We start from the raw sequence: 19,495 nt of genomic DNA on the forward strand, positions 1-19,495 counted from the left end.
CCGTTTGAGTGTTTTTACAGGAACGTAGACCTAATAGATTCCAAGGGGCAGAAGGCGGCAAGCGCGAGCAGCCAACACATCTGCAACTTGAAAGATGGCAGGGATAAAATTAATTAGGAGTACGCGTGCCACGATACCCTATTCTGTGTTTTTTGTGTGTATTGCTCGCCACGCCTATCGCCTTTGCTGCCAATATCCGGTTGCAGGTTGAAGGTCTTAGCGGGGATTTAGAGAGAAACGTCAGGGCGCGTTTATCAACAATAGGTACTGATGAAATTACGGCTGATGGCCGTTTTCGTTCAAGGGTCGATGAAGCTATCCGCCAAGGGCTGCGTGCTTTAGGGTATTACGACCCAACCATTACCTTTGATTTGCAGGAACGCCCAGCGCCGGCCCGTTCGGTGCTTATTGCTAATGTTGTTCCCGGTGAACCAGTATTGATTGCGGGTGTGGATATCGTTCTGCAAGGCGGGGCGAAGACCGATCCTGACTATCTGGCGCTGGTACGCCGCGATACCCCTAAGATTGGCTCTATCCTCAATCACGGCGATTTTGATGATTTTACCAGTTCCCTGACTAACCTGGCGCTGCGCCGTGGCTACTTCGACGCCAATATGATTAAAAGTCAGTTAGGTGTCGCCGCAGAGCTGCGTAAGGCTTTCTGGGATATCGATTTTGACAGTGGTGAGCGTTACCGTTTCGGCAAAGTGAATTTCCAAGGCTCGCAGATCCGTGAGGATTTCCTGCAAAATTTAGTGCCATTTCATGAAGGCGAGTTGTATACCTCCGATGAATTGGCTGAGTTGAACCGCCGGCTGTCTGCCACCAACTGGTTTAACTCTGTGGTGGTTTCGCCCGATTTTCGCGATGCCAAAAAGACTAAAATGCTGCCACTCGATGCGGTCGTCACCCCGCGCACAGAAAATACAGTCGAACTGGGGGGCGGCTATGCTACTGATGTCGGGCCACGGCTAACTGCCAGTTGGCGTAAACCCTGGATGAACTCCTACGGGCACAGCCTGACCACCAGTACCACTCTTTCAGCCCCCGAGCAGACGCTGGATTTCAGCTACCGTATACCTTTGCTGAAAAATCCGTTGGAACAATATTATCTGTTACAGGGCGGGTTTAAACGTACTGACCTGAATGACACTAAATCTGATACCACCACCTTGAACGTAGCCCGGTTCTGGGATCTCTCCAGTGGCTGGAAGCGCTCGGTTAACCTGCGCTGGAGCCTTGATCACTTTACCCAAGGCAGTATCACCGACACCACCATGTTGCTGTATCCGGGGGTGAATATTAGCCGAACCCGTCAGCGTGGTGGCGCAATGCCGGTTTGGGGTGATAGCCAAAACTATTCCATTGATTGGTCTGATACCACATGGGGATCTGATGTGGATTTCGGAATATTCCAGGCGCAAAACGTGTGGATACGGACTCTTGGTGAGAAAAATCGTTTTGTGGTACGCGGCAATCTCGGCTGGATAGAAACCAATGATTTTAACCGGGTACCGCCATCACTACGCTTCTTTGCCGGTGGTGACCGCAGTATTCGCGGTTATAAATTTCGTGATATCTCGCCACGCGATAGCGAGGGCAAACTTACCGGTGCTTCCAAGCTGGCAACCGGTACGTTGGAATATCAATATAACGTCACGGGCCGCTGGTGGGGGGCGGTATTTATCGATTCGGGCGAAGCGGTTAATGATATTCGCAAGAGTGATTTCAAAACCGGTGCCGGGGTTGGCGTTCGTTGGTCCTCTCCTGTCGGCCCGATCAAGCTGGATATCGCCAAACCCATTGGTGATAACGAAGCGCATGGCGTGCAATTTTACATCGGTTTGGGGCCTGAACTATGACGTCGGTAAAGAGACTGAGGTGGGTCAAGAGGCTCAGTATCGCCTTTCTGCTCATTATCCTGCTGCTGGTCGGCGCTATGGCGAGCCTGGTTGGAACCACCAGTGGTTTGCATTTTCTGATCAACAGTGCCGCCCGTTGGGTGCCCGGCCTGGATATTGCGAGTGTTAGCGGCGGTTGGCGTGATCTCACGTTAAAGGGCATTCAGTATCAAATGCCGGGCGTCACCGTCAAAGCGGGTCAGTTTCATCTGTCGTTGCAACTCTCTTGCCTGAAACGCAGCGAGTTGTGTGTTAATGCGCTGACCGCGCAAGATGTTGATGTGGTGGTGGATACCAAATCCCTGCCGCCAGCGGCAGAAACCCCAGCCAGCACGGAGCCAATGGGGGAGCTAAGTACTCCGTATCCTATTACTTTGCGTTTGCTGTCGCTGAATAATGTCAAAGTCACCATTGATGACACGGCTATCTCGTTGGATGAATTGCGTACCGGCGCACACTGGCAGCAGCGGGCGCTAGCGCTAATGCCGACCAAAATCAGTGGCTTACTGATAGCATTACCTAAAACGGTTCCTGCTATCATTCCTGATGCGGCCAAGCCGGTAGTCGAAACAGCAATCGCAGCTAAAGAAGCGGTGGAACAACAGGCTATTGCACCGGCAGAAGCGGAACCCCCGCTGGGCGAAACCTTAAAAGCGCTGTTTGCCAAACCACTGCTGCCTGAGTTACCCGACTTCCGCTTACCGTTGGATTTACAGATTAAATCGATCACCGGGCAGCAACTCCGGCTGACCGGCGATACAGATGTCCTTATTAACAGCCTGTTACTGCAAGCCAGCACCCAAGAAAACCACATAAAATTGGATGCGCTGGAGATTAAATCGCCGCAGGGCGGGCTATCAGCGCATGGTGAGGCGACGCTGGCCGATAAGTGGCCGCTGGATATAGTGATTAATAGCGCGCTAAACATCGAGCCACTGAAAGGCGAAAAGATCAAACTGACGGTCGGTGGTGATCTGCGGGATCAACTCACGGTTGCGCTAAATCTATCCGGGCCAGTCAGCGCCCAACTGGATGCGCAAACCTCGCTGGCGCAAGCGGGGTTGCCACTGGCTTTAACCTTGCAAAGTAAGCAATTACGCTGGCCGCTCGCCGGTGAGCCGCAATATCAAATCAATCATCTCAGAATGCGTCTCAACGGGCAGGCGACAGATTACGCACTCTCAATCCGTTCTGATTTCAACGGCACAGATTTGCCACCCGCACTGTTCACATTGGATGGTAAAGGCAATGTTGAGCAATTTAGTCTGACACGTTTACGACTGGCAGCGCTGCAAGGCAATACTGATTTGACCGGTGTGGTGGATTGGCGCAAAGCGGTCAGTTGGAACTCGGTATTAACCTTATCGGGTATTAACACCACCAAACAGTGGCCGGACTGGCCGGCTAAACTGGATGGCAAGATTGTCACCCGCGGCAGTCTCCACGGTGGCAGTTGGCAATTACAGGTGCCAGAGTTGACGCTGGACGGCAATGTAAAACAGAACCGTGTGACGGCGCGTGGCTCATTGACGGGGAACGCTGCTGGTCAATGGCATATTCCTGGCATCAATCTGGCATTGGGCCGCAACCGGCTGGATGTGAAAGGTGATCTTAACGACCACTGGCAGTTAGATGCCAATATTGATGCGCCTCAGCTTGATGGCGCGCTGCCAGGGTTAGGTGGTGTGGTGAAAGGGGCACTGAAATTACGCGGTAACCTCAAAGCACCGCAACTGTTGGCTGACTTGACGGCTAATCGCCTGCAATGGCAAGAATTGACCATTAATCGCATTAAGGTCGATGGCGATGTTCGTTCAACTGATCAAATTCAGGGGCAGTTAGCCGTTCGGGTCGAGCAACTCAAACAAGCAGACTTGGTCGTCAGTTTGCTGACACTGGATGCCCGCGGCAGTGAAAAACAGCATCAATTACGGCTAAATATGCAGGGCGAACCGCTTTCTGGCCAGCTGGCATTGGATGGCAGTTTTGACCGGCAGCAACAGCGCTGGCGCGGTAATCTGAATAATACACGTTTCGACACGCCGGTCGGTGAATGGCGCTTAAGCCGTGCCATCGCACTGGATTATCAGGACGCGGCACAGCGGATAACCATTGGCCCACATTGCTGGCTCAACCCAAATGCCGAGCTTTGTGTACCACGAGCAATCGAAGCTGGCCCGAGTGGGCAGGCGAGTGTGGTGCTCAATCGTTTTGATTTAGCGATGATCAAACCGTTCCTTGGCCCGGATACCACACTGAGCGGTGTCTTCACCGGGCGGGCGGATGTCAGTTGGAAGGCCGGCGGCAGCTTACCGGATGCGCGGGTATCACTCAGTGGTAACGGCGTCAAAGTGCAGCAAGTGGTGCAGGGGAATACGCTGCCAATCGCCTTTGAAACACTGAACCTGAACGGTGGTTTGGTTAACGGGCAGGTGCGTGCGGATTGGCTGGTTAAACTGGTCAATAATGGGCAGTTCTCCGGCCAGGTGCAGGTGGCTGATCCTGAAGGGCGGCGTAATTTGTCCGGTAATATTGCTATTAGTAATATCTCGCTGGCAATGATTAACCCGATTCTCAGTGATGGCGAAAAAGCGGCCGGAAGCCTAAATGCCAATTTGCGTTTAGGCGGCAATGCGAAAAACCCATTGGTCTTTGGTCGTCTGGCGCTGGATAACGTTGATCTTGATGGCAGTTGGATGCCATTCAATATCACCGAAGGGCGTCTGGTGATGAATTTTGATGGCATGACCTCAACTCTGGATGGTTTGATCCGCACTTCTCAAGGGCAACTTAACCTAGCCGGTGATGCCGATTGGCGTGATATCAATGCATGGCGTGCCAGGATCGCCGCCAAAGGCAACAAGTTACGGGTTACGGTGCCGCCAATGGTGCGCATCGATGTTTCACCGGACATTGTTTTTGAAGCGACACCGCAGCTATTTACCCTTAACGGTTCTGTGGATATCCCGTGGGCGCGGATCACCGTGCAGGAAGTGCCGGAAAGCGCAGTGGGTGTCTCACCGCATGAAGTGATGCTGAATAACGATCTGAAACCGATCAACCCTAGTTCTACTAGTATTCCAATTAATAGTAACTTGGTTATTCATGTCGGTAATGATGTGCGTCTGAATGCCTTTGGCCTGAAAGCCCGCCTGCAAGGTGATTTGAAAATGGTGCAGGATCAGCGCGGATTGGGGTTGAATGGGCAGATTAATATCCCATCCGGTAGCTTCCGTGCCTATGGTCAGGACTTGATCGTTAACAAAGGGATACTGCTGTTCTCCGGCCCTCCGGATCAACCACTGCTGAATATTGAAGCAATTCGTAACCCAGATGCCACCGCTAACGGCGTGACTGCTGGGGTGCGCGTTACCGGTATGGCGGATGCACCGCGGCTGGAGATATTCTCGGATCCGGCCATGTCACAACAAGAGGCGCTATCTTACTTGCTGCGTGGGCAGGGGCTGGGTAATTCAGGTACGGACAGCGGTATGATGACGTCAATGCTGGTGGGTATGGGCGTTGCGCAAAGTGGCAAACTGGTGGGTAAAATTGGTGAAGCCTTTGGTGTCAGTAATCTGGCGCTGGATACACAAGGTGTCGGTGATAGCTCACAAGTGGTCGTGAGCGGCTATGTCACTAAAGACCTGCAAGTAAAATACGGTGTGGGTATATTTGACTCATTGGCGACGTTAACATTACGTTATCGGTTGATGCCAAGGTTGTATCTGGAAGCAGTGTCTGGTATTGATCAGGCATTAGATGTGCTTTATCAGTTTGAGTTCTAACAATGCGAATTATTGTCTACGGTAGTTTACGGCGCAAGCAAGGTAACAGTCATTGGATGACAGACGCCCAGTTGCTGGGCGAGCATGACCTGGAAGGTTACGAGATGTACAACTTAGGCCATTATCCGGCGGTTATCCCCGGAGACGGCACTGTGCATTGTGAAGTTTATCGAATTAACTCGTCCATTATGAATGAGTTAGATGAGCTAAAAAGTAACACTAAGGATTATCGGCGTGAGTTGATCCCAACACCTTATGGCAGTGCGTGGATCTATCTTTATCGTCTGCCGATTGAGGGATTACCCCGTATTCGCAGTGGCGACTGGCTAAAACGCCATGAAGAAAGCGATAAGTCGTAAGATTCAGGGGTAAGACGCATACATAACGCACTGATAAATAAAAACACCGCTCAGTGGGCGGTGTTTTTTGCTTTTTATTCTCTCAGCACCGTCAGGCACTGCTTTTGACATGCAAAACGCGGAAAATTACTTATTCTTCGCACGTTCGAAAGATGCCACAATCTCGGCTTTAGCGGCGGCGGCATCTGCCCAACCGTCAACTTTCACCCATTTGCCTTTTTCCAGATCTTTGTAATGCTCAAAGAAATGTGTGATCTGTGCTTTCAGTAATTCAGACAGATCGTTCACATCTTTAATGTGATCGTATTCTTTGGACAGTTTACTGTGTGGAACGGCAACCAGCTTGGCATCTTCACCCGCTTCGTCGGTCATTTTCAACACACCAACCGGGCGGCAGCGAATAACGGAGCCAGGCTGCAACGGATACGGTGTTGGTACCAGCACATCAACCGGGTCGCCATCTAAGGACAACGTGTGGTTGATGTAACCGTAGTTGCATGGGTAGAACATGGCAGTTGACATAAAGCGGTCGACAAACAGACAGCCGGTTTCTTTATCGATTTCGTATTTTATCGGATCGGCGTTAGCGGGGATTTCGATAACCACATAAATATCTTCTGGCAGGTCTTTACCTGCGGGGACGTTGTTCAAGCTCATGTCGGTTTCCTTTTATCAAACCAGAAATGGAGTGTTAGCTATTATAGCCAACTCGATTTGAAAGTACTCCCATTTTTCGGGCGCTTCCCGGTATGGGGCGCTATTTCCGCCAGGGGGGATTTGCCAGTGGTAGAATAGCGCTCTCAATTCGCCACATAAAAAAACAGCGGCTTGCGGCCACTGTCCTGTGTATTACTCTGCCACTGTTAGGTTAGTATGAGTTAGCTGGCTTCTTCATCCGGGAATTTGGCAATAAAGCCTTCCGCGTCTTCAACCATAGATTGGGTTCCGACGAAGAACGGTGCGCGCTGGTGCAGTTTTTCTGGCACGATATCCAGAATGCGATTTACCCCGTCAGTGGCTTTCCCGCCCGCTTGTTCTGCTAAAAATGCCATCGGGTTGCATTCGTACAGTAAGCGCAGCTTTCCTTGCGGATGGCTGGCAGTACTTGGGTAAATATAAATACCACCTTTCAACAGGTTACGATGGAAGTCTGCAACCAATGAACCAATATAGCGCGAGGTATAAGGGCGCTTGGTGGCTTCATCTTGCTCCTGACAATATTTGATGTATTTCTTCACGCCTAACGGGAATTTAATGTAATTCCCTTCGTTGATGGAATACATGCAACCGGTTGCGGGATAGCGAACTTTTTCATGGGATAAACAGAAGACACCCAGTGACGGATCGTAGGTAAAGGCATGGACACCGTAACCTGTGGTATAAACCAACATGGTTGAAGAGCCATAGACGACGTACCCTGCGGCAACTTGTTTGGTTCCCGGTTGCAGGAAGTCAGCTTCGGTAATCGGTGTGCCAAATGGGGTGATTCGACGATAAATTGAGAAAATAGTCCCGACGGACACATTCACATCGATATTTGAAGAACCATCCAGTGGGTCCATCAGAACCACATACTTAGCATTTTCTGCCCGCCCGCCATCAAAGATAACAATGTTATCCTCTTCTTCTGAGGCGATACCGGCAACTTCGCCGCGCGCTTTCAATGCGGCTTTCAATTTTTCATTGGCGAACAGATCCAGCTTCATCTGATCCTCGCCCTGAATATTGGAAACACCACTGGCACCTAAAATATCAACCAGACCGGCTTTGTTGATATCGCGATGAATGATCTTTGCGCCAAGTTTGATTGCTGATAGTAATGAAGTTAATTCGCCAGTGGCGTGAGAGAAGTCTTGCTGTTTCTCGACGATGAATTCGCCTAACGTTTTCATGACACAATCCCTGAATCTACGGTTAAATATCGAGTTAATAACAAACAACGCATCTGATGGCAGCAGTGTAGCCCAAAGGTAAGAATGATTCATAGGCAATTCCATTTCTTCTCTCTGTTCTGAGCGGTAGAATGGTGACAAACTCGAAGCTTATTAATACGGAAAATTTATGCGCATTCACATATTAGGTATCTGCGGCACTTTTATGGGCGGCTTGGCGATGCTTGCCCGCTCTTTAGGGCATCAAGTGACCGGAGCGGATGCTAACGTGTATCCACCGATGAGCACATTGCTAGAAAATCAAGGGATTGAGTTGATTCAGGGATACGACCCCACTCAATTGGAACCCGTACCTGATTTAGTGATTATTGGTAATGCCATGACCCGCGGTAACCCTTGTGTCGAAGCGGTTTTGGAGCGAGGGATTCCCTATGTTTCCGGCCCACAGTGGCTACATGACTATGTGCTGCCAGAGCGTTGGGTATTGGCTGTTGCGGGGACTCACGGTAAAACCACCACTGCGGGGATGTTGACCTGGATTCTGGAAGCCTGTGGTTATGAACCCGGTTTTGTCATTGGCGGCGTACCGGGCAATTTCGATGTTTCAGCGCGTTTAGGCAATAGCCCATTCTTTGTTATTGAAGCAGATGAATATGATTGCGCCTTCTTTGATAAGCGCTCTAAATTTGTTCACTACAGCCCAAGAACGCTGATAATGAATAACCTTGAGTTCGATCATGCGGATATTTTTGATGATCTTAAGGCAATCCAGAAGCAATTCCATCATCTGGTACGTCTGGTGCCGGGCAAAGGCAAAATTATCGTACCGGATAATGACAATCCTCTGAAACAAGTGATGGCGATGGGCTGCTGGAGTGAACAAGAGCTGGTGGGTGAAACAGGCAGCTGGTTTGCACGTAAAGTTGCGGTGGATGCCAGTGTCTTTGAAGTGTTCCTCGACAATGAATTAGTGGGCGAGGTCAGTTGGTCATTGGTGGGTGAGCATAATATGCATAACGGTTTGATGGCCATTGCTGCTGCCCGTCATGTGGGTGTGCTACCGGCAGATGCTTGTCGGGCACTGGGGGATTTTATTAATGCCCGTCGCCGTTTGGAATTACGCGGTGAAGCTCATGGTGTCACGGTTTATGATGATTTTGCCCATCATCCTACGGCAATTCTTGCGACATTGGCGGCGCTGCGCAGTAAAGTCGGCGGAACTGCACGTATTTTGGCGGTACTCGAGCCACGCTCTAACACCATGAAATTAGGGTTGTGCAAGAATGAGTTAGCACCATCGCTAGGCCGTGCAGATGAAGTCTTCCTGTTCCAGCCGCAGCATATCCCGTGGCAGGTGGTAGAGGTGGCAGAAGCCTGTATTCAACCAGCCCATTGGAGTGCAGATATCGATACATTAGTCGATATGATTACCAAGACGGCATTGCCGGGTGATCATATTCTCGTGATGAGTAATGGCGGTTTTGGCGGTATTCATGACAAGCTTTTAACGGCCTTGAGCAAGAAAGCAGAGCAAGACCTTCAATCGCAGGATTAATTCGGACAAAAAATCCCCCGCATGGCGGGGGTAAAAGGTTCGTCAGACACGACGACGAGGGATTATTCGGTCAGTAAATCGAGTGGTTGGATAGGCACTGTGTTCAATCGAATCGGCTATAAATAACTATTTAGTTTTTATTTTCAACAGACTGAACACATTACCCTACACAAATTATCGATATTGAAAGTATGCCCCAGCGGATGGGGCATTTACTTTTCACTTTTACGCTCGATCTTATTTGTAGATCTTGGCAGTGGCATGCCAGTTATTCTCTTCACGAACTTCGATCACTTTGTAAGCTTTAGCACCCATCGCATCTGCTTTATCAGACAGCGCCTGACTGATATCGGATGGTGCGCCGTTAATCCCACTGACAGTAATCGTACCCATTGGTTGTAGGTTAGCAGCTTGATTGTCATTGATGGAATCTGCTGCAAAAACGCCAAATGACAGTGCAGATAGAATGCTCATGGTTGCGATGGTAGTTTTAATTTTCATTTTATTGCCTCTATTTATTATTTATCACTTTATGGTAAGTGTGATTTACATCACGGAAATGAGTATACATCTAGTAACTGTAAATATTAATAGCTAACTAATAATAGTTAAGGTCACTTTATTGCCCGTTACTACTTTTTAAGAACTAAAAGGAATAAAAAACGGCTAAAAAATGATGCTATAAGGTAAAAAATGAGTTTTTTCATTAGGATAGGGATTTTTAACTAAAAGTGCGAAAGCTGGGGGGCAATTTGACCCATTATGGAGAAAAAGCAGTGTTATCTGATGTGTTAAGACTGAAAGGGGCGTGGAATTGGCTGTAATAAGGAACGGAACTGGATTAATTCGCTGGCTTCATCAATGTAATGCGGCACAGTAGGCCGCATCTATTGTTTTTATCTATGTAAGAGGCAATTACAGCTCTTGTTCAAATAACCCGAGGATAGCCTCATGCAATTGTTTAACCGTAAAGCCTCTGGCTGGTGTGGTAAAAATGGTGTCATCACCAGCAATGCTACCCAAAATACCTTCAGCTTTGCCTAATGAATCTAGCAGGCGTGCAATCAGTTGTGCAGCACCTGGGCTGGTATTAATCACAACCACCGACTCATTATAGTCGACGTCCAATACCAGATTCTTCAACGGGCTGCTGGTGGTAGGGACGCCTAATTCGGCGGGTAAACAGTAAACCATTTCCATTTTGGCATTCCGCGTTCTGACGGCACCAAACTTTGTCAGCATCCGTGACACTTTGGATTGGTTAATATTTTCAAAGCCTTCTTCTTGCAGCGCCAAAACAATCTCACCTTGAGAACTGAATTTCTCTTCCTTCAATAACGCCTTAAACGCCTTGATAAGATCTTCTTGTTTCGCGGGATTACGCATTTTTTATGCCTTGAACAGTCAATAGTGAATAGGATTATTATGCATATAAATGAATTTTTATTCAACATGACTGTGGAGTATTGCTGAGAAAAGCACTGATATCAAGGTGGCGTGGGATGTTAACATTATCTTACTGTTAAAATTATGCTAAATCAGTTTTTATCATTATGAGTTATTGGTAGCAAAAATGTTATTAAAATGATGTTGTTCTGATGTAACAGAAGGGTGTAATGTAACCGCCGATTAACCTGTCATGAATATCTCGATAATTTTTAGAATAATGTGCGCTATATCATTAATGAATAAGCGATTTACTCTAAAATAGACGGACGTTATGCGCCTTTTTGATGCGTGATATCTCAATCTGGCTGTTAATAGATTGTGTTTAAAATTACAATAAATTAAGGTGCGTAAATAAATGAATTCACGGCAAATTCAAATTAAATATAATAGGAGTATAGGATGAAAGTTGCAGTTCTCGGTGCCGCAGGCGGTATCGGCCAGGCCCTCGCTCTTCTACTCAAGACCCAGCTTCCTTCAGGTTCAGACCTCTCATTGTATGATATCGCACCCGTGACTCCAGGTGTTGCGGTTGATCTGAGCCATATCCCGACCGCTGTTAATATTAAAGGCTTCAGCGGCGAAGATGCTACCCCAGCACTACAAGGGGCAGATATTGTTCTGATTTCAGCCGGTGTGGCACGTAAACCTGGTATGGATCGTTCAGACCTGTTCAATGTAAATGCGGGTATCGTTCGTAATCTGGTTGAGCAGATCGCGCGTACTTGCCCGAAAGCATTAATCGGCATCATTACTAACCCAGTAAACACCACCGTAGCAATCGCTGCGGAAGTACTTAAAAAAGCGGGTGTTTATGATAAAAACAAGCTGTTTGGTATTACTACCCTGGATACTATCCGTTCGAACACCTTTGTTGCTGAATTAAAAGGTAAGCAACCACAGGATATCGAAGTGCCAGTGATCGGTGGCCATTCAGGTGTCACCATTTTGCCATTACTGTCACAAATCCCAGGTGTTAGCTTTACTGAACAAGAAGTGGCTGATCTGACCAAGCGCATTCAGAATGCAGGTACTGAAGTGGTTGAAGCCAAAGCCGGTGGCGGCTCTGCAACGTTGTCTATGGGGCAGGCTGCTGCACGTTTCGGCCTTTCTCTGGTTCGTGCTTTGCAAGGCGAAAGCAATGTTGTTGAATGTTCTTACGTTGAAGGTGATGGCAAGTATGCCCGCTTCTTTGCTCAGCCCATTCTGCTGGGTAAAAACGGTGTCGCTGAACGTAAAGATATCGGCAAACTGAGTGCTTTTGAGCAACAAGCACTGGAAAATATGCTTGATGTACTGCACAAAGACATCGAGTTAGGTGAGAAGTTTGTCAACTAAGCCCTAATATAGGGGCTAAAGTTGCCCCTAAGGTAACACTATCAACCGCCGTTACATGCTATCGGCGGTTTTTTTATCCCTGCGTAGTAACCGGGCGTATCCTTACTTTACGATCAAGAAGAATCCCTGTTTTCGGATCGTAATAGCGTGTTGGCCAAATTTCGGCGGGGTGAATTTCCAGATACTCAGCAATCAGCCATTCTCCTTTTGGCCAGGGGCGAGTCAAGGCATTAGCAAGCGTTGATGAACTTAACCCTGCGTCTCTGGACAGTGCCGCCAGAGTCGTACCTCTTTTACGTAGTGCAGCAATGATGTCGGCTGGGTGCCAATCTGATTTCCTTAAAATCATCTTTAATCCTTTTTTTTTCCTAAGCTGCTGGCGTGTTAGTGATATAAATAACGGTACATCGTTAATCGTACTGTGAACAGAAAGTAACCATTTAGAAAGATCATAGCATTTATTTTCCCAAAAATTTTAAATGTTTTCTAAATATTCCTTTTTTGTGTCACGGCGCATATTAGGAAGCAACACCATGAAAAAGAGTGGTTTGCCGCTAAGGAATTGGCAGGTCTTGAGGGGCTACCATCATCACCGCAAGGTATAAATCTCATGGCAAAACGTGAGGGATGGGAGCAACGACGGCGTCGGGGAGTTCAGGGGAAGGCGGTTGAATATCATATTGAAAGCCTCCCAGCCACGATACTGGGGTCATTACAACTCAGAGAAGAGCCCGCTCAGTATACGACGAGGCAAGATCCTCTCGCGGTCTGGGTCGAAGCTTACTATCGCTTTACGGAAGACGAGCGGGAACAGATCCTAAGTTTTATTTTTCGTGAAGGTGCAAGAAGTTTGATTGAGCTGCTGACAAAGGATTAGCGTTCCTGCCTGCGCAATGCAATCGGGGCTTGCTGTACAACTCATGGAGCGAGTGTATATATGAAAAAAGAATGGATCACAGCGGTTGAATTAGTTGGTATCGCAGGGTTGCCGTATAGTCCGGCAGGCGTGAACGGCCGAGCCAGAAAGGAAGGGTGGGAGCGCAGACGTAAAACCGGCGTACAGGGAAAGGCGGTGGAATATTCAATTGAAGGTCTGCCACCCGATGTACTGAATGTTTTACGCTTGCAAGAAACTACGGCGGAATATACGTTGCCGCGACAAGATCCCTTAGCCGTATGGATTGAGGCTTATAATCAACTCACCGATGCCGAACGTTCCCAAGTCGTTGCATTCTTGCTCCGGGAAGGGGTCGGTACATTGATAAAGCGGTTAGTCTAATACCTGAAAAGATAAACCCGGGCGGTAAAACACGGGTTTCTTAATGATCTCTATTTTTTCTTAATAGCTTCGATTGCTTTCTTAAAAATCGCGTTGTACTGCAATATGTGCTAGCCCTTCCAGAGCCTGGCGATATTCGTTTTCAGGAAGAATCTGTAATGCAGCAATGGCTTTGTCTGCTTCTTCCTCGGCGCGTTGGCGGGTGTAGTCCAGCGAGCCACACTGTTGCATTGCCGCCAAAACCGGCTCAAGCAGATGGCGACCATTACCTTGTTCAATCGCTTGTCGGATCATTAGTGCCTGTTCTGATGTTCCGTTATGCATCGCGTGCAGGAGAGGCAGGGTTGGCTTACCTTCATTAAGGTCATCACCGGTATTTTTACCGAGTGTGGTGCCATCAGAGCTGTAATCAAGTAAGTCATCAATAAGCTGGAAAGCGGTGCCCAGATAACGACCATAATTCTGTAGCGCCAGCTCCTGTTCTTCGCTGGCCTCCGCTAACACAGCGGCAGATTGGGCAGCGGCTTCGAACAAGCGGGCGGTTTTACTGTAAATCACCTGCATGTAGTTTTCTTCAGTGATATCCGGGTTATTGCAGTTCATCAACTGCAAGACTTCACCTTCAGCAATCACGTTGGTTGCCGCAGACATCAGTGTCAAAACGCGCAGTGATTCAAGGCCCGTCATCATCTGGAATGCGCGGGTATAGATGTAGTCGCCAACCAAAACACTGGCGGCATTGCCGAATGCGGCATTGGCAGTGGCTTTGCCACGGCGCATATCAGACTCATCGACCACATCATCATGTAGCAAGGTGGCTGTATGGATAAACTCAATCAATGCTGCAACAGTGATATGCTTGCTGCCTTTATAGTGCAGCGCACGGGCGACCAAAACGGCAATCATTGGGCGAATGCGTTTCCCGCCGCCACTGATAATGTAATGGCCCAGTTGATTGATAAGAACGACATCAGAATTCAACTGGTCGAGAATTGTTGCGTTTACAGCCGCCATATCTGGCGCGGTTAACTCGATAATCTTTTCTAGGTTCATTGTTATATTCAGCTGTTTTTCTCTTTAACTGCGATGAGATTACCGCTCACATTATTACATGGCGCTCCCTGAGACCATGATTGTACTTGAAAAATACACCAAATAAATCACATGTAAGAAACTGTGCTTTTTTTCTTCTTTTGGATTGATTATATACTTGTCATTCACAACATTTTTGCGTAGAATTCGCGCCCTATTGTGAATATTTATAGTGCGCTCTGGACTACAAAAGTTGAGTGCACGGAAAGCGGAGTTTTATATGTACGCGGTTTTCCAAAGTGGTGGTAAACAACACCGAGTAAGCGAAGGTCAAACCATTCGCTTGGAAAAGCTGGACATCGCAACTGGTGAAGCTGTTGAGTTTGACCAAGTTCTGATGATTGCTAACGGTGAAGAAATCAATATCGGCGCTCCTTTAGTCGTCGGTGGCGTGGTTAAGGCTGAAGTAGTTGCTCACGGTCGTGGCGAGAAGATTAAGATTGTTAAATTCCGTCGTCGTAAGCATTACCGTAAGCAGCAAGGTCATCGTCAGTGGTTCACTGATGTCAAAATCACTGGCATCAGCGCTTAAGTTTTAGGAGAGCGGATAAATGGCACATAAAAAGGCTGGTGGTTCGACCCGTAACGGTCGTGACTCCGAAAGTAAACGTCTTGGCGTAAAACGCTTTGGCGGCGAAGCAGTTCTGGCAGGCAGCATCATCGTTCGTCAACGTGGCACTAAGTTCCATGCTGGCATCGACGTAGGTTGCGGCAAAGACCACACTCTGTTTGCTTTGAAAGACGGTAAAGTCAAGTTCGAAGTTAAAGGCCCGAAAAACCGTAAATTTATCAGCATCGAAGCTGAGTAAGTTTTTCGCGTCCTGCAAATAGATGTAAGCCCTGCAATTTCGTTGCGGGGCTTTTTACATTTCTGGGTTAACCCGGGTAAAAAATGGATACGAAACAGCAGGCGGGTTTAGGTATTTTCCTGGCACTGACCACTGCCGTATTCTGGGGTGCTTTGCCGATCGCAATGAAGCAAGTGCTTGAAGTCATGGAGCCTTTTACCATTGTCTGGTATCGCTTCATGATGGCGGCTATCGGCCTGGGGATTATTCTTGCTTCGCGTCGTCAGTTACCTTCTCTGAAACTATTTCGCCAACGTCGCTGGCTGGTATTACTGATAGTTGCGACCTGTGGCTTGCTGGGGAATTTTATCTTCTTCAGCTCATCTTTGCAGTATCTTAGTCCGACGACATCTCAGGTCATAGGGCAGCTTTCACCTGTCGGTATGATGGTTGCCAGTGTATTGATTCTGAAAGAGCGGATGCGTATCACCCAGGTTGTTGGTGCGGGTATGCTGATTTGTGGTCTGTTGTTATTTTTTAACGCCAGCCTACATGAAATTTTTACCCGCCTGACTGACTATACCCTTGGCGTCGCATTGGGTGTCTGTGCGGCGGTGGTCTGGGTAAGCTATGGTGTGGCCCAGAAAGTGCTGTTAAGGCGCATGGCATCGCAACAAATCCTATTATTGCTGTATACTTTATGTGCAATTGCATTGTTCCCATTGGCGAAGCCCGCCGTCATTTTTCAGTTAAATGGGTGGCAGTTCGCCTGTTTGCTGTTTTGTGGTGTCAATACCCTGGTAGGTTATGGTGCGTTGGCTGAGGCTATGGCGCGCTGGCAGGCCGCGCAGGTAAGCGCACTCGTCACTCTGACGCCGCTGTTTACCCTGTTTTTTTCAATTTTATTGGCGCTGGCCTGGCCGGATATGTTTGTTGCACCGTCCCTCAATCTTGTGGGATATGCAGGCGCATTCGTGGTGGTGGCAGGTGCAATGTTTTCCGCAATTGGTCATCGTTGGTGGCCACGTCGGACAGAAATAAACCGGGTTGCTCCGAAAACGCAGCTCGGTGAATGATTTACGGAGAAAGTAAATGAAGTTTGTAGATGAAGCTACGATTTTGGTTGTAGCCGGTGACGGTGGTAACGGTTGTGTCAGTTTCCGCCGTGAAAAGTACATTCCCAACGGTGGGCCTGATGGCGGTGATGGCGGTGACGGTGGCGATATTTATCTGCTGGCTGATGAAAACCTCAACACCTTGATCGATTACCGTTTTGTGAAATCCTTCCGTGCTGAACGTGGGCAGAATGGTCAGAGCCGTGACTGTACCGGCAAACGTGGCCAGGACATCACGATTAAAGTTCCCGTCGGGACGCGCGTACTGGATCAAGGAACCGGCGAGATTGTGGGTGATATGACCCGTCACGGTCAGCGTTTGATGGTCGCAAAAGGTGGCTTCCACGGATTAGGTAACACCCGTTTCAAGTCGTCGGTAAACCGTGCGCCACGCCAGAAAACGATGGGTACTGATGGTGAAACGCGGGAACTGATGCTTGAGCTGTTGCTGTTAGCTGATGTTGGGATGTTAGGTTTGCCAAATGCCGGTAAATCGACCTTTATCCGCGCTGTTTCTGCTGCTAAACCTAAAGTTGCTGATTATCCGTTTACTACCTTGATCCCAAGTCTGGGTGTGGTTCGTATGGATCATGAGCAAAGCTTTGTCGTTGCTGATATCCCCGGTTTGATTGAAGGGGCGTCAGATGGGGCAGGTTTGGGTATTCGTTTCCTCAAACATTTGGAACGTTGCCGCGTGTTGTTGCATTTGGTGGATTTGGCTCCAATTGATGAATCTGATCCGGTTGAGAATGCCAAAATCATCATTAATGAGTTACAGCAATACAGCGAAAATCTTGCTCAGAAGCCACGCTGGCTTGTTTTCAATAAGATTGACATCATTGGCCCAGAAGAAGCTGAAATCCGTGCTAAAGCCATTGCAGAGGCGCTGGGATGGGAAGATAAGTACTACATGATTTCCGCAGTCAATCGCGATAATGTCAATGCGTTGTGCTGGGATGTGATGAAATTCCTCAATACCCAACCTAAAGCGATGGCAATTGTCGAAAGTGAGCCAGAGAAAGTTGAGTTCATGTGGGATGATTACCACCGTGAACAACTGGCTGAAGTGGAAGCCGAAGCGGAATCAGAAGATGACGACGATTGGGATGAAGCAGACGATGACGGTGTAGAGTTTATCTACGAACGTTAAGTTCCCGGTTATTGTGTGTGAGAAGGGCTGCCATTTATTTGTGGTGGCCCTTTTTTATTAATAACTTACACGATGGCATGTGTAGTTACTGGTAGCCAGCATTGTGCTTGTAGGCCGCTACGGTCAGGGCGATTTTCCAGTATTAATTTACCCTGATGCAACTGAACAATGCGAATAACAATGTTCAGCCCTAAGCCGCTGCCGCCATAGCGCTGATCCATTCGGCGGAAAGCTTGAGTCAGTTCGCCTGACTGTTCTGGCTTTATCCCCGGCCCTTCATCCAAAACATGCAGCAAGACCTTCTGATCCTTAACGGTGAGTTTGATGGTTATTTGGCTGCCAATCGGGCTGTAGCGATGGGCATTTTCAACCAAATTGCGTAGCATCAAACGTAGCAGGGTGGCGTCGCCCTCTGTTTGAGCATGAGATGGCACTTCCCACTGTATTGTTTGTTGGCGAACCGCAGCCATTTCTTCCAGCTCTTCTTGTAATGGCTGAATCACATTTTCAACCCAATCCAAGGTCTGGTACAGGCCGCTGGCAAAGTTTTGCCCCGCTCTGGAGAGCATCAACAATTGCTCAATGGTATGCATTAATAAGTCGATACGATTAATCAGCAACTTACTTTCAGCAACTCCCTGCTTTTCCATCAATTCAAGGTGCAAGCGTATTCCAGCCAGAGGCGTGCGAAGCTCGTGAGCCGCATCGGCAGTAAACAGGCGTTCTTGCGCAATGGTATTGGACAGGCGCGCCAACAACTGATTGAGCGTTGAGGTTACAGAAACAATCTCTTGCATGTCACTGTTAATCGTCAAGGGGCTGAGGTTGTCTGCGGAACGTTCTGACAACTTCTTTTGGAGTTGGTCGAGTGGCCGAATAATCCAACTGATGGCCCAAAAGGAGAGCAGTAACGTGATGGCCATCATGATAAGCGACGGTGCGAGCAGCGAAGCGATTGCCTCGGCTATTTCTGTATCTACCCGCTCGTTACGAACTTTCGCACTGAGGGTTTCATCCACCAGAAAGCTGATTTGCTCCTGGCTTTCATGCCATAACCAAAATGCACTGATTAACTGGGTTGCCAGTAAAATCAATGCCAGCATGAGGATCAATCGCCGCCGCATACTGATCATGATATGGATTCCAGCCGGTAGCCAATACCCCGTATGGTTCGGATTCTGTCTTTACCCAGCTTGCGCCGCAGATTATGGATATGTACTTCCAGCGTATTGGAACCAAGATCATCATTCCAAGTATACAGATCTTGTTGTAACAATTCCCGATTGATGGTTTGCCCAGCTCGCATGATCAATCGTGAGAGGATGGCGAACTCTTTTGGTGTAATTTCAATCGGTTGCCCTTGTAAGCAGACTTGTTGCGAGGACAAGTTGAGACTCAAATCATCTTGCTCAACCAGATTGTCACTCAGCCCCTGATAGCGGCGGATCAGTGCGCGCACCCTGGCCAGCAGTTCGGCAAGGGCGAAAGGTTTTATCAGGTAATCGTCCGCCCCGGCATCTAACCCATCAACCCTATCCTCAAGCGCATCACGCGCCGTAAGGATGAGTACAGGCAGGGTAACCTGCTGACGACGCCATTGACGCAATAATACAGTACCATCCTGATCCGGTAAGCCGAGATCGAGGATAACCATGCTGTATTGGCTGGTCTGCAATAAACTGTGCGCTTGTGCTGCGGTACCGGCACAGTCGCAGGCATAACCCTCACTGGTCAGCGCCATCGCCACCCCGCGTTGTAGCAGTTCATCATCTTCAACAATCAGTAGTTTCAT

19 protein-coding genes are annotated in these 19,495 nt (G+C 48.4%); 11 read left to right on the top strand and 8 right to left on the bottom strand.

Translation table 11 applies throughout. From position 1 onward, the window contains the following. The first annotated feature begins 125 nt into the window (after nucleotides 1–125). Genes tamA through YALDO0001_RS03370 form a run of 3 tightly spaced genes read left to right on the top strand, consistent with a single transcriptional unit; the run spans nucleotide 126 to nucleotide 6,048 of the window. Entirely contained in the window at nucleotides 126–1,862 is a 1,737-nt protein-coding gene (gene tamA / locus YALDO0001_RS03360) for an autotransporter assembly complex protein TamA (protein ID WP_042547619.1), read from the top strand. Further along, on the top strand, nucleotides 1,859–5,689 hold the full coding sequence (gene tamB / locus YALDO0001_RS03365) for an autotransporter assembly complex protein TamB (RefSeq protein WP_042839346.1): 3,831 nt from the start codon (nucleotides 1,859–1,861) through the stop codon (nucleotides 5,687–5,689). Before tamA ends, tamB begins: the two co-directional genes overlap by 4 nt. A 2-nt stretch (nucleotides 5,690–5,691) precedes the next feature. After that, the gene (locus tag YALDO0001_RS03370) at nucleotides 5,692–6,048 is read left to right on the top strand and encodes a gamma-glutamylcyclotransferase family protein (protein WP_004699874.1); all 357 of its coding nucleotides are present in this window, start codon (nucleotides 5,692–5,694) and stop codon (nucleotides 6,046–6,048) included. Between the two features lie 126 nt (nucleotides 6,049–6,174). On the opposite strand, the gene ppa is transcribed toward YALDO0001_RS03370, so the two are convergent. Together ppa and fbp are read right to left on the bottom strand one after the other, a co-directional pair. Further along, the gene (gene ppa / locus YALDO0001_RS03375; RefSeq protein WP_004699876.1) at nucleotides 6,175–6,705 is read right to left on the bottom strand and encodes an inorganic diphosphatase; all 531 of its coding nucleotides are present in this window, start codon (nucleotides 6,703–6,705) and stop codon (nucleotides 6,175–6,177) included. Nucleotides 6,706–6,926: 221 nt separating this feature from the next. After that, nucleotides 6,927–7,940, bottom strand: a complete 1,014-nt coding sequence (gene fbp / locus YALDO0001_RS03380; RefSeq protein ID WP_042547622.1) for a class 1 fructose-bisphosphatase — start codon at nucleotides 7,938–7,940, stop codon at nucleotides 6,927–6,929. A 169-nt stretch (nucleotides 7,941–8,109) separates the two neighbouring features. Between fbp and mpl the strand changes: the two genes are divergently transcribed. Continuing rightward, on the top strand, nucleotides 8,110–9,495 hold the full coding sequence (gene mpl / locus YALDO0001_RS03385) for a UDP-N-acetylmuramate:L-alanyl-gamma-D-glutamyl-meso-diaminopimelate ligase (RefSeq protein WP_004699881.1): 1,386 nt from the start codon (nucleotides 8,110–8,112) through the stop codon (nucleotides 9,493–9,495). 237 nt (nucleotides 9,496–9,732) lie between these two features. Here mpl and yhcN read toward each other — a convergent pair whose 3' ends face one another. Both yhcN and argR read right to left on the bottom strand, forming a co-directional pair. After that, nucleotides 9,733–9,996, bottom strand: a complete 264-nt coding sequence (yhcN, locus tag YALDO0001_RS03390) for a peroxide/acid stress response protein YhcN (RefSeq protein ID WP_004699883.1) — start codon at nucleotides 9,994–9,996, stop codon at nucleotides 9,733–9,735. 414 nt (nucleotides 9,997–10,410) lie between these two features. Then, nucleotides 10,411–10,881 carry a transcriptional regulator ArgR gene (gene argR / locus YALDO0001_RS03395; RefSeq protein ID WP_004699884.1) on the bottom strand — a complete coding sequence of 157 codons (471 nt, stop codon included), beginning with the start codon at nucleotides 10,879–10,881 and terminating at the stop codon, nucleotides 10,411–10,413. 462 nt (nucleotides 10,882–11,343) lie between these two features. Between argR and mdh the strand changes: the two genes are divergently transcribed. Continuing rightward, complete coding sequence (gene mdh / locus YALDO0001_RS03400) at nucleotides 11,344–12,279, top strand: malate dehydrogenase (protein ID WP_004699887.1); 936 nt, start codon at nucleotides 11,344–11,346, stop codon at nucleotides 12,277–12,279. Nucleotides 12,280–12,352: 73 nt separating this feature from the next. Here the strand turns inward: mdh and YALDO0001_RS03405 are convergent, their stop codons facing one another. Beyond that, nucleotides 12,353–12,628, bottom strand: a complete 276-nt coding sequence (locus YALDO0001_RS03405) for a helix-turn-helix domain-containing protein (protein ID WP_004699889.1) — start codon at nucleotides 12,626–12,628, stop codon at nucleotides 12,353–12,355. 168 nt (nucleotides 12,629–12,796) lie between these two features. On the opposite strand from YALDO0001_RS03405, the gene YALDO0001_RS03410 reads away from it, so the two are divergent. Together YALDO0001_RS03410 and YALDO0001_RS03415 are read left to right on the top strand one after the other, a co-directional pair. Continuing rightward, entirely contained in the window at nucleotides 12,797–13,156 is a 360-nt protein-coding gene (locus YALDO0001_RS03410) for a DNA-binding protein (RefSeq protein ID WP_042839347.1), read from the top strand. 60 nt (nucleotides 13,157–13,216) lie between these two features. After that, nucleotides 13,217–13,558 carry a DNA-binding protein gene (locus YALDO0001_RS03415; protein ID WP_042547625.1) on the top strand — a complete coding sequence of 114 codons (342 nt, stop codon included), beginning with the start codon at nucleotides 13,217–13,219 and terminating at the stop codon, nucleotides 13,556–13,558. Nucleotides 13,559–13,639: 81 nt separating this feature from the next. On the opposite strand, the gene ispB is transcribed toward YALDO0001_RS03415, so the two are convergent. Beyond that, nucleotides 13,640–14,611 (bottom strand): octaprenyl diphosphate synthase, encoded by a 972-nt coding sequence (ispB, locus tag YALDO0001_RS03420; RefSeq protein ID WP_004699893.1) that lies wholly within the window; start codon nucleotides 14,609–14,611, stop codon nucleotides 13,640–13,642. 259 nt (nucleotides 14,612–14,870) lie between these two features. On the opposite strand from ispB, the gene rplU reads away from it, so the two are divergent. The 4 genes from rplU to cgtA all read left to right on the top strand — a co-directional run bounded on the left by rplU (nucleotide 14,871) and on the right by cgtA (nucleotide 17,703). Beyond that, on the top strand, nucleotides 14,871–15,182 hold the full coding sequence (gene rplU / locus YALDO0001_RS03425) for a 50S ribosomal protein L21 (protein ID WP_004699896.1): 312 nt from the start codon (nucleotides 14,871–14,873) through the stop codon (nucleotides 15,180–15,182). A gap of 19 nt (nucleotides 15,183–15,201) precedes the next feature. Further along, entirely contained in the window at nucleotides 15,202–15,459 is a 258-nt protein-coding gene (gene rpmA / locus YALDO0001_RS03430) for a 50S ribosomal protein L27 (RefSeq protein WP_004699897.1), read from the top strand. An 83-nt stretch (nucleotides 15,460–15,542) separates the two neighbouring features. Continuing rightward, on the top strand, nucleotides 15,543–16,514 hold the full coding sequence (locus tag YALDO0001_RS03435; protein WP_004699900.1) for a DMT family transporter: 972 nt from the start codon (nucleotides 15,543–15,545) through the stop codon (nucleotides 16,512–16,514). A 16-nt stretch (nucleotides 16,515–16,530) separates the two neighbouring features. Then, entirely contained in the window at nucleotides 16,531–17,703 is a 1,173-nt protein-coding gene (gene cgtA, locus YALDO0001_RS03440; protein ID WP_004699902.1) for an Obg family GTPase CgtA, read from the top strand. Between the two features lie 65 nt (nucleotides 17,704–17,768). Here cgtA and pmrB read toward each other — a convergent pair whose 3' ends face one another. Further along, nucleotides 17,769–18,836 (bottom strand): two-component system sensor histidine kinase PmrB, encoded by a 1,068-nt coding sequence (gene pmrB, locus YALDO0001_RS03445; protein WP_042839348.1) that lies wholly within the window; start codon nucleotides 18,834–18,836, stop codon nucleotides 17,769–17,771. Further along, nucleotides 18,833–19,495 (bottom strand): two-component system response regulator PmrA, encoded by a 663-nt coding sequence (gene pmrA, locus YALDO0001_RS03450; RefSeq protein ID WP_004699905.1) that lies wholly within the window; start codon nucleotides 19,493–19,495, stop codon nucleotides 18,833–18,835. Before pmrA ends, pmrB begins: the two co-directional genes overlap by 4 nt.

The sequence above is a fragment of the Yersinia aldovae ATCC 35236 genome (assembly GCF_000173735.1).
Lineage (GTDB): Bacteria > Pseudomonadota > Gammaproteobacteria > Enterobacterales > Enterobacteriaceae > Yersinia > Yersinia aldovae.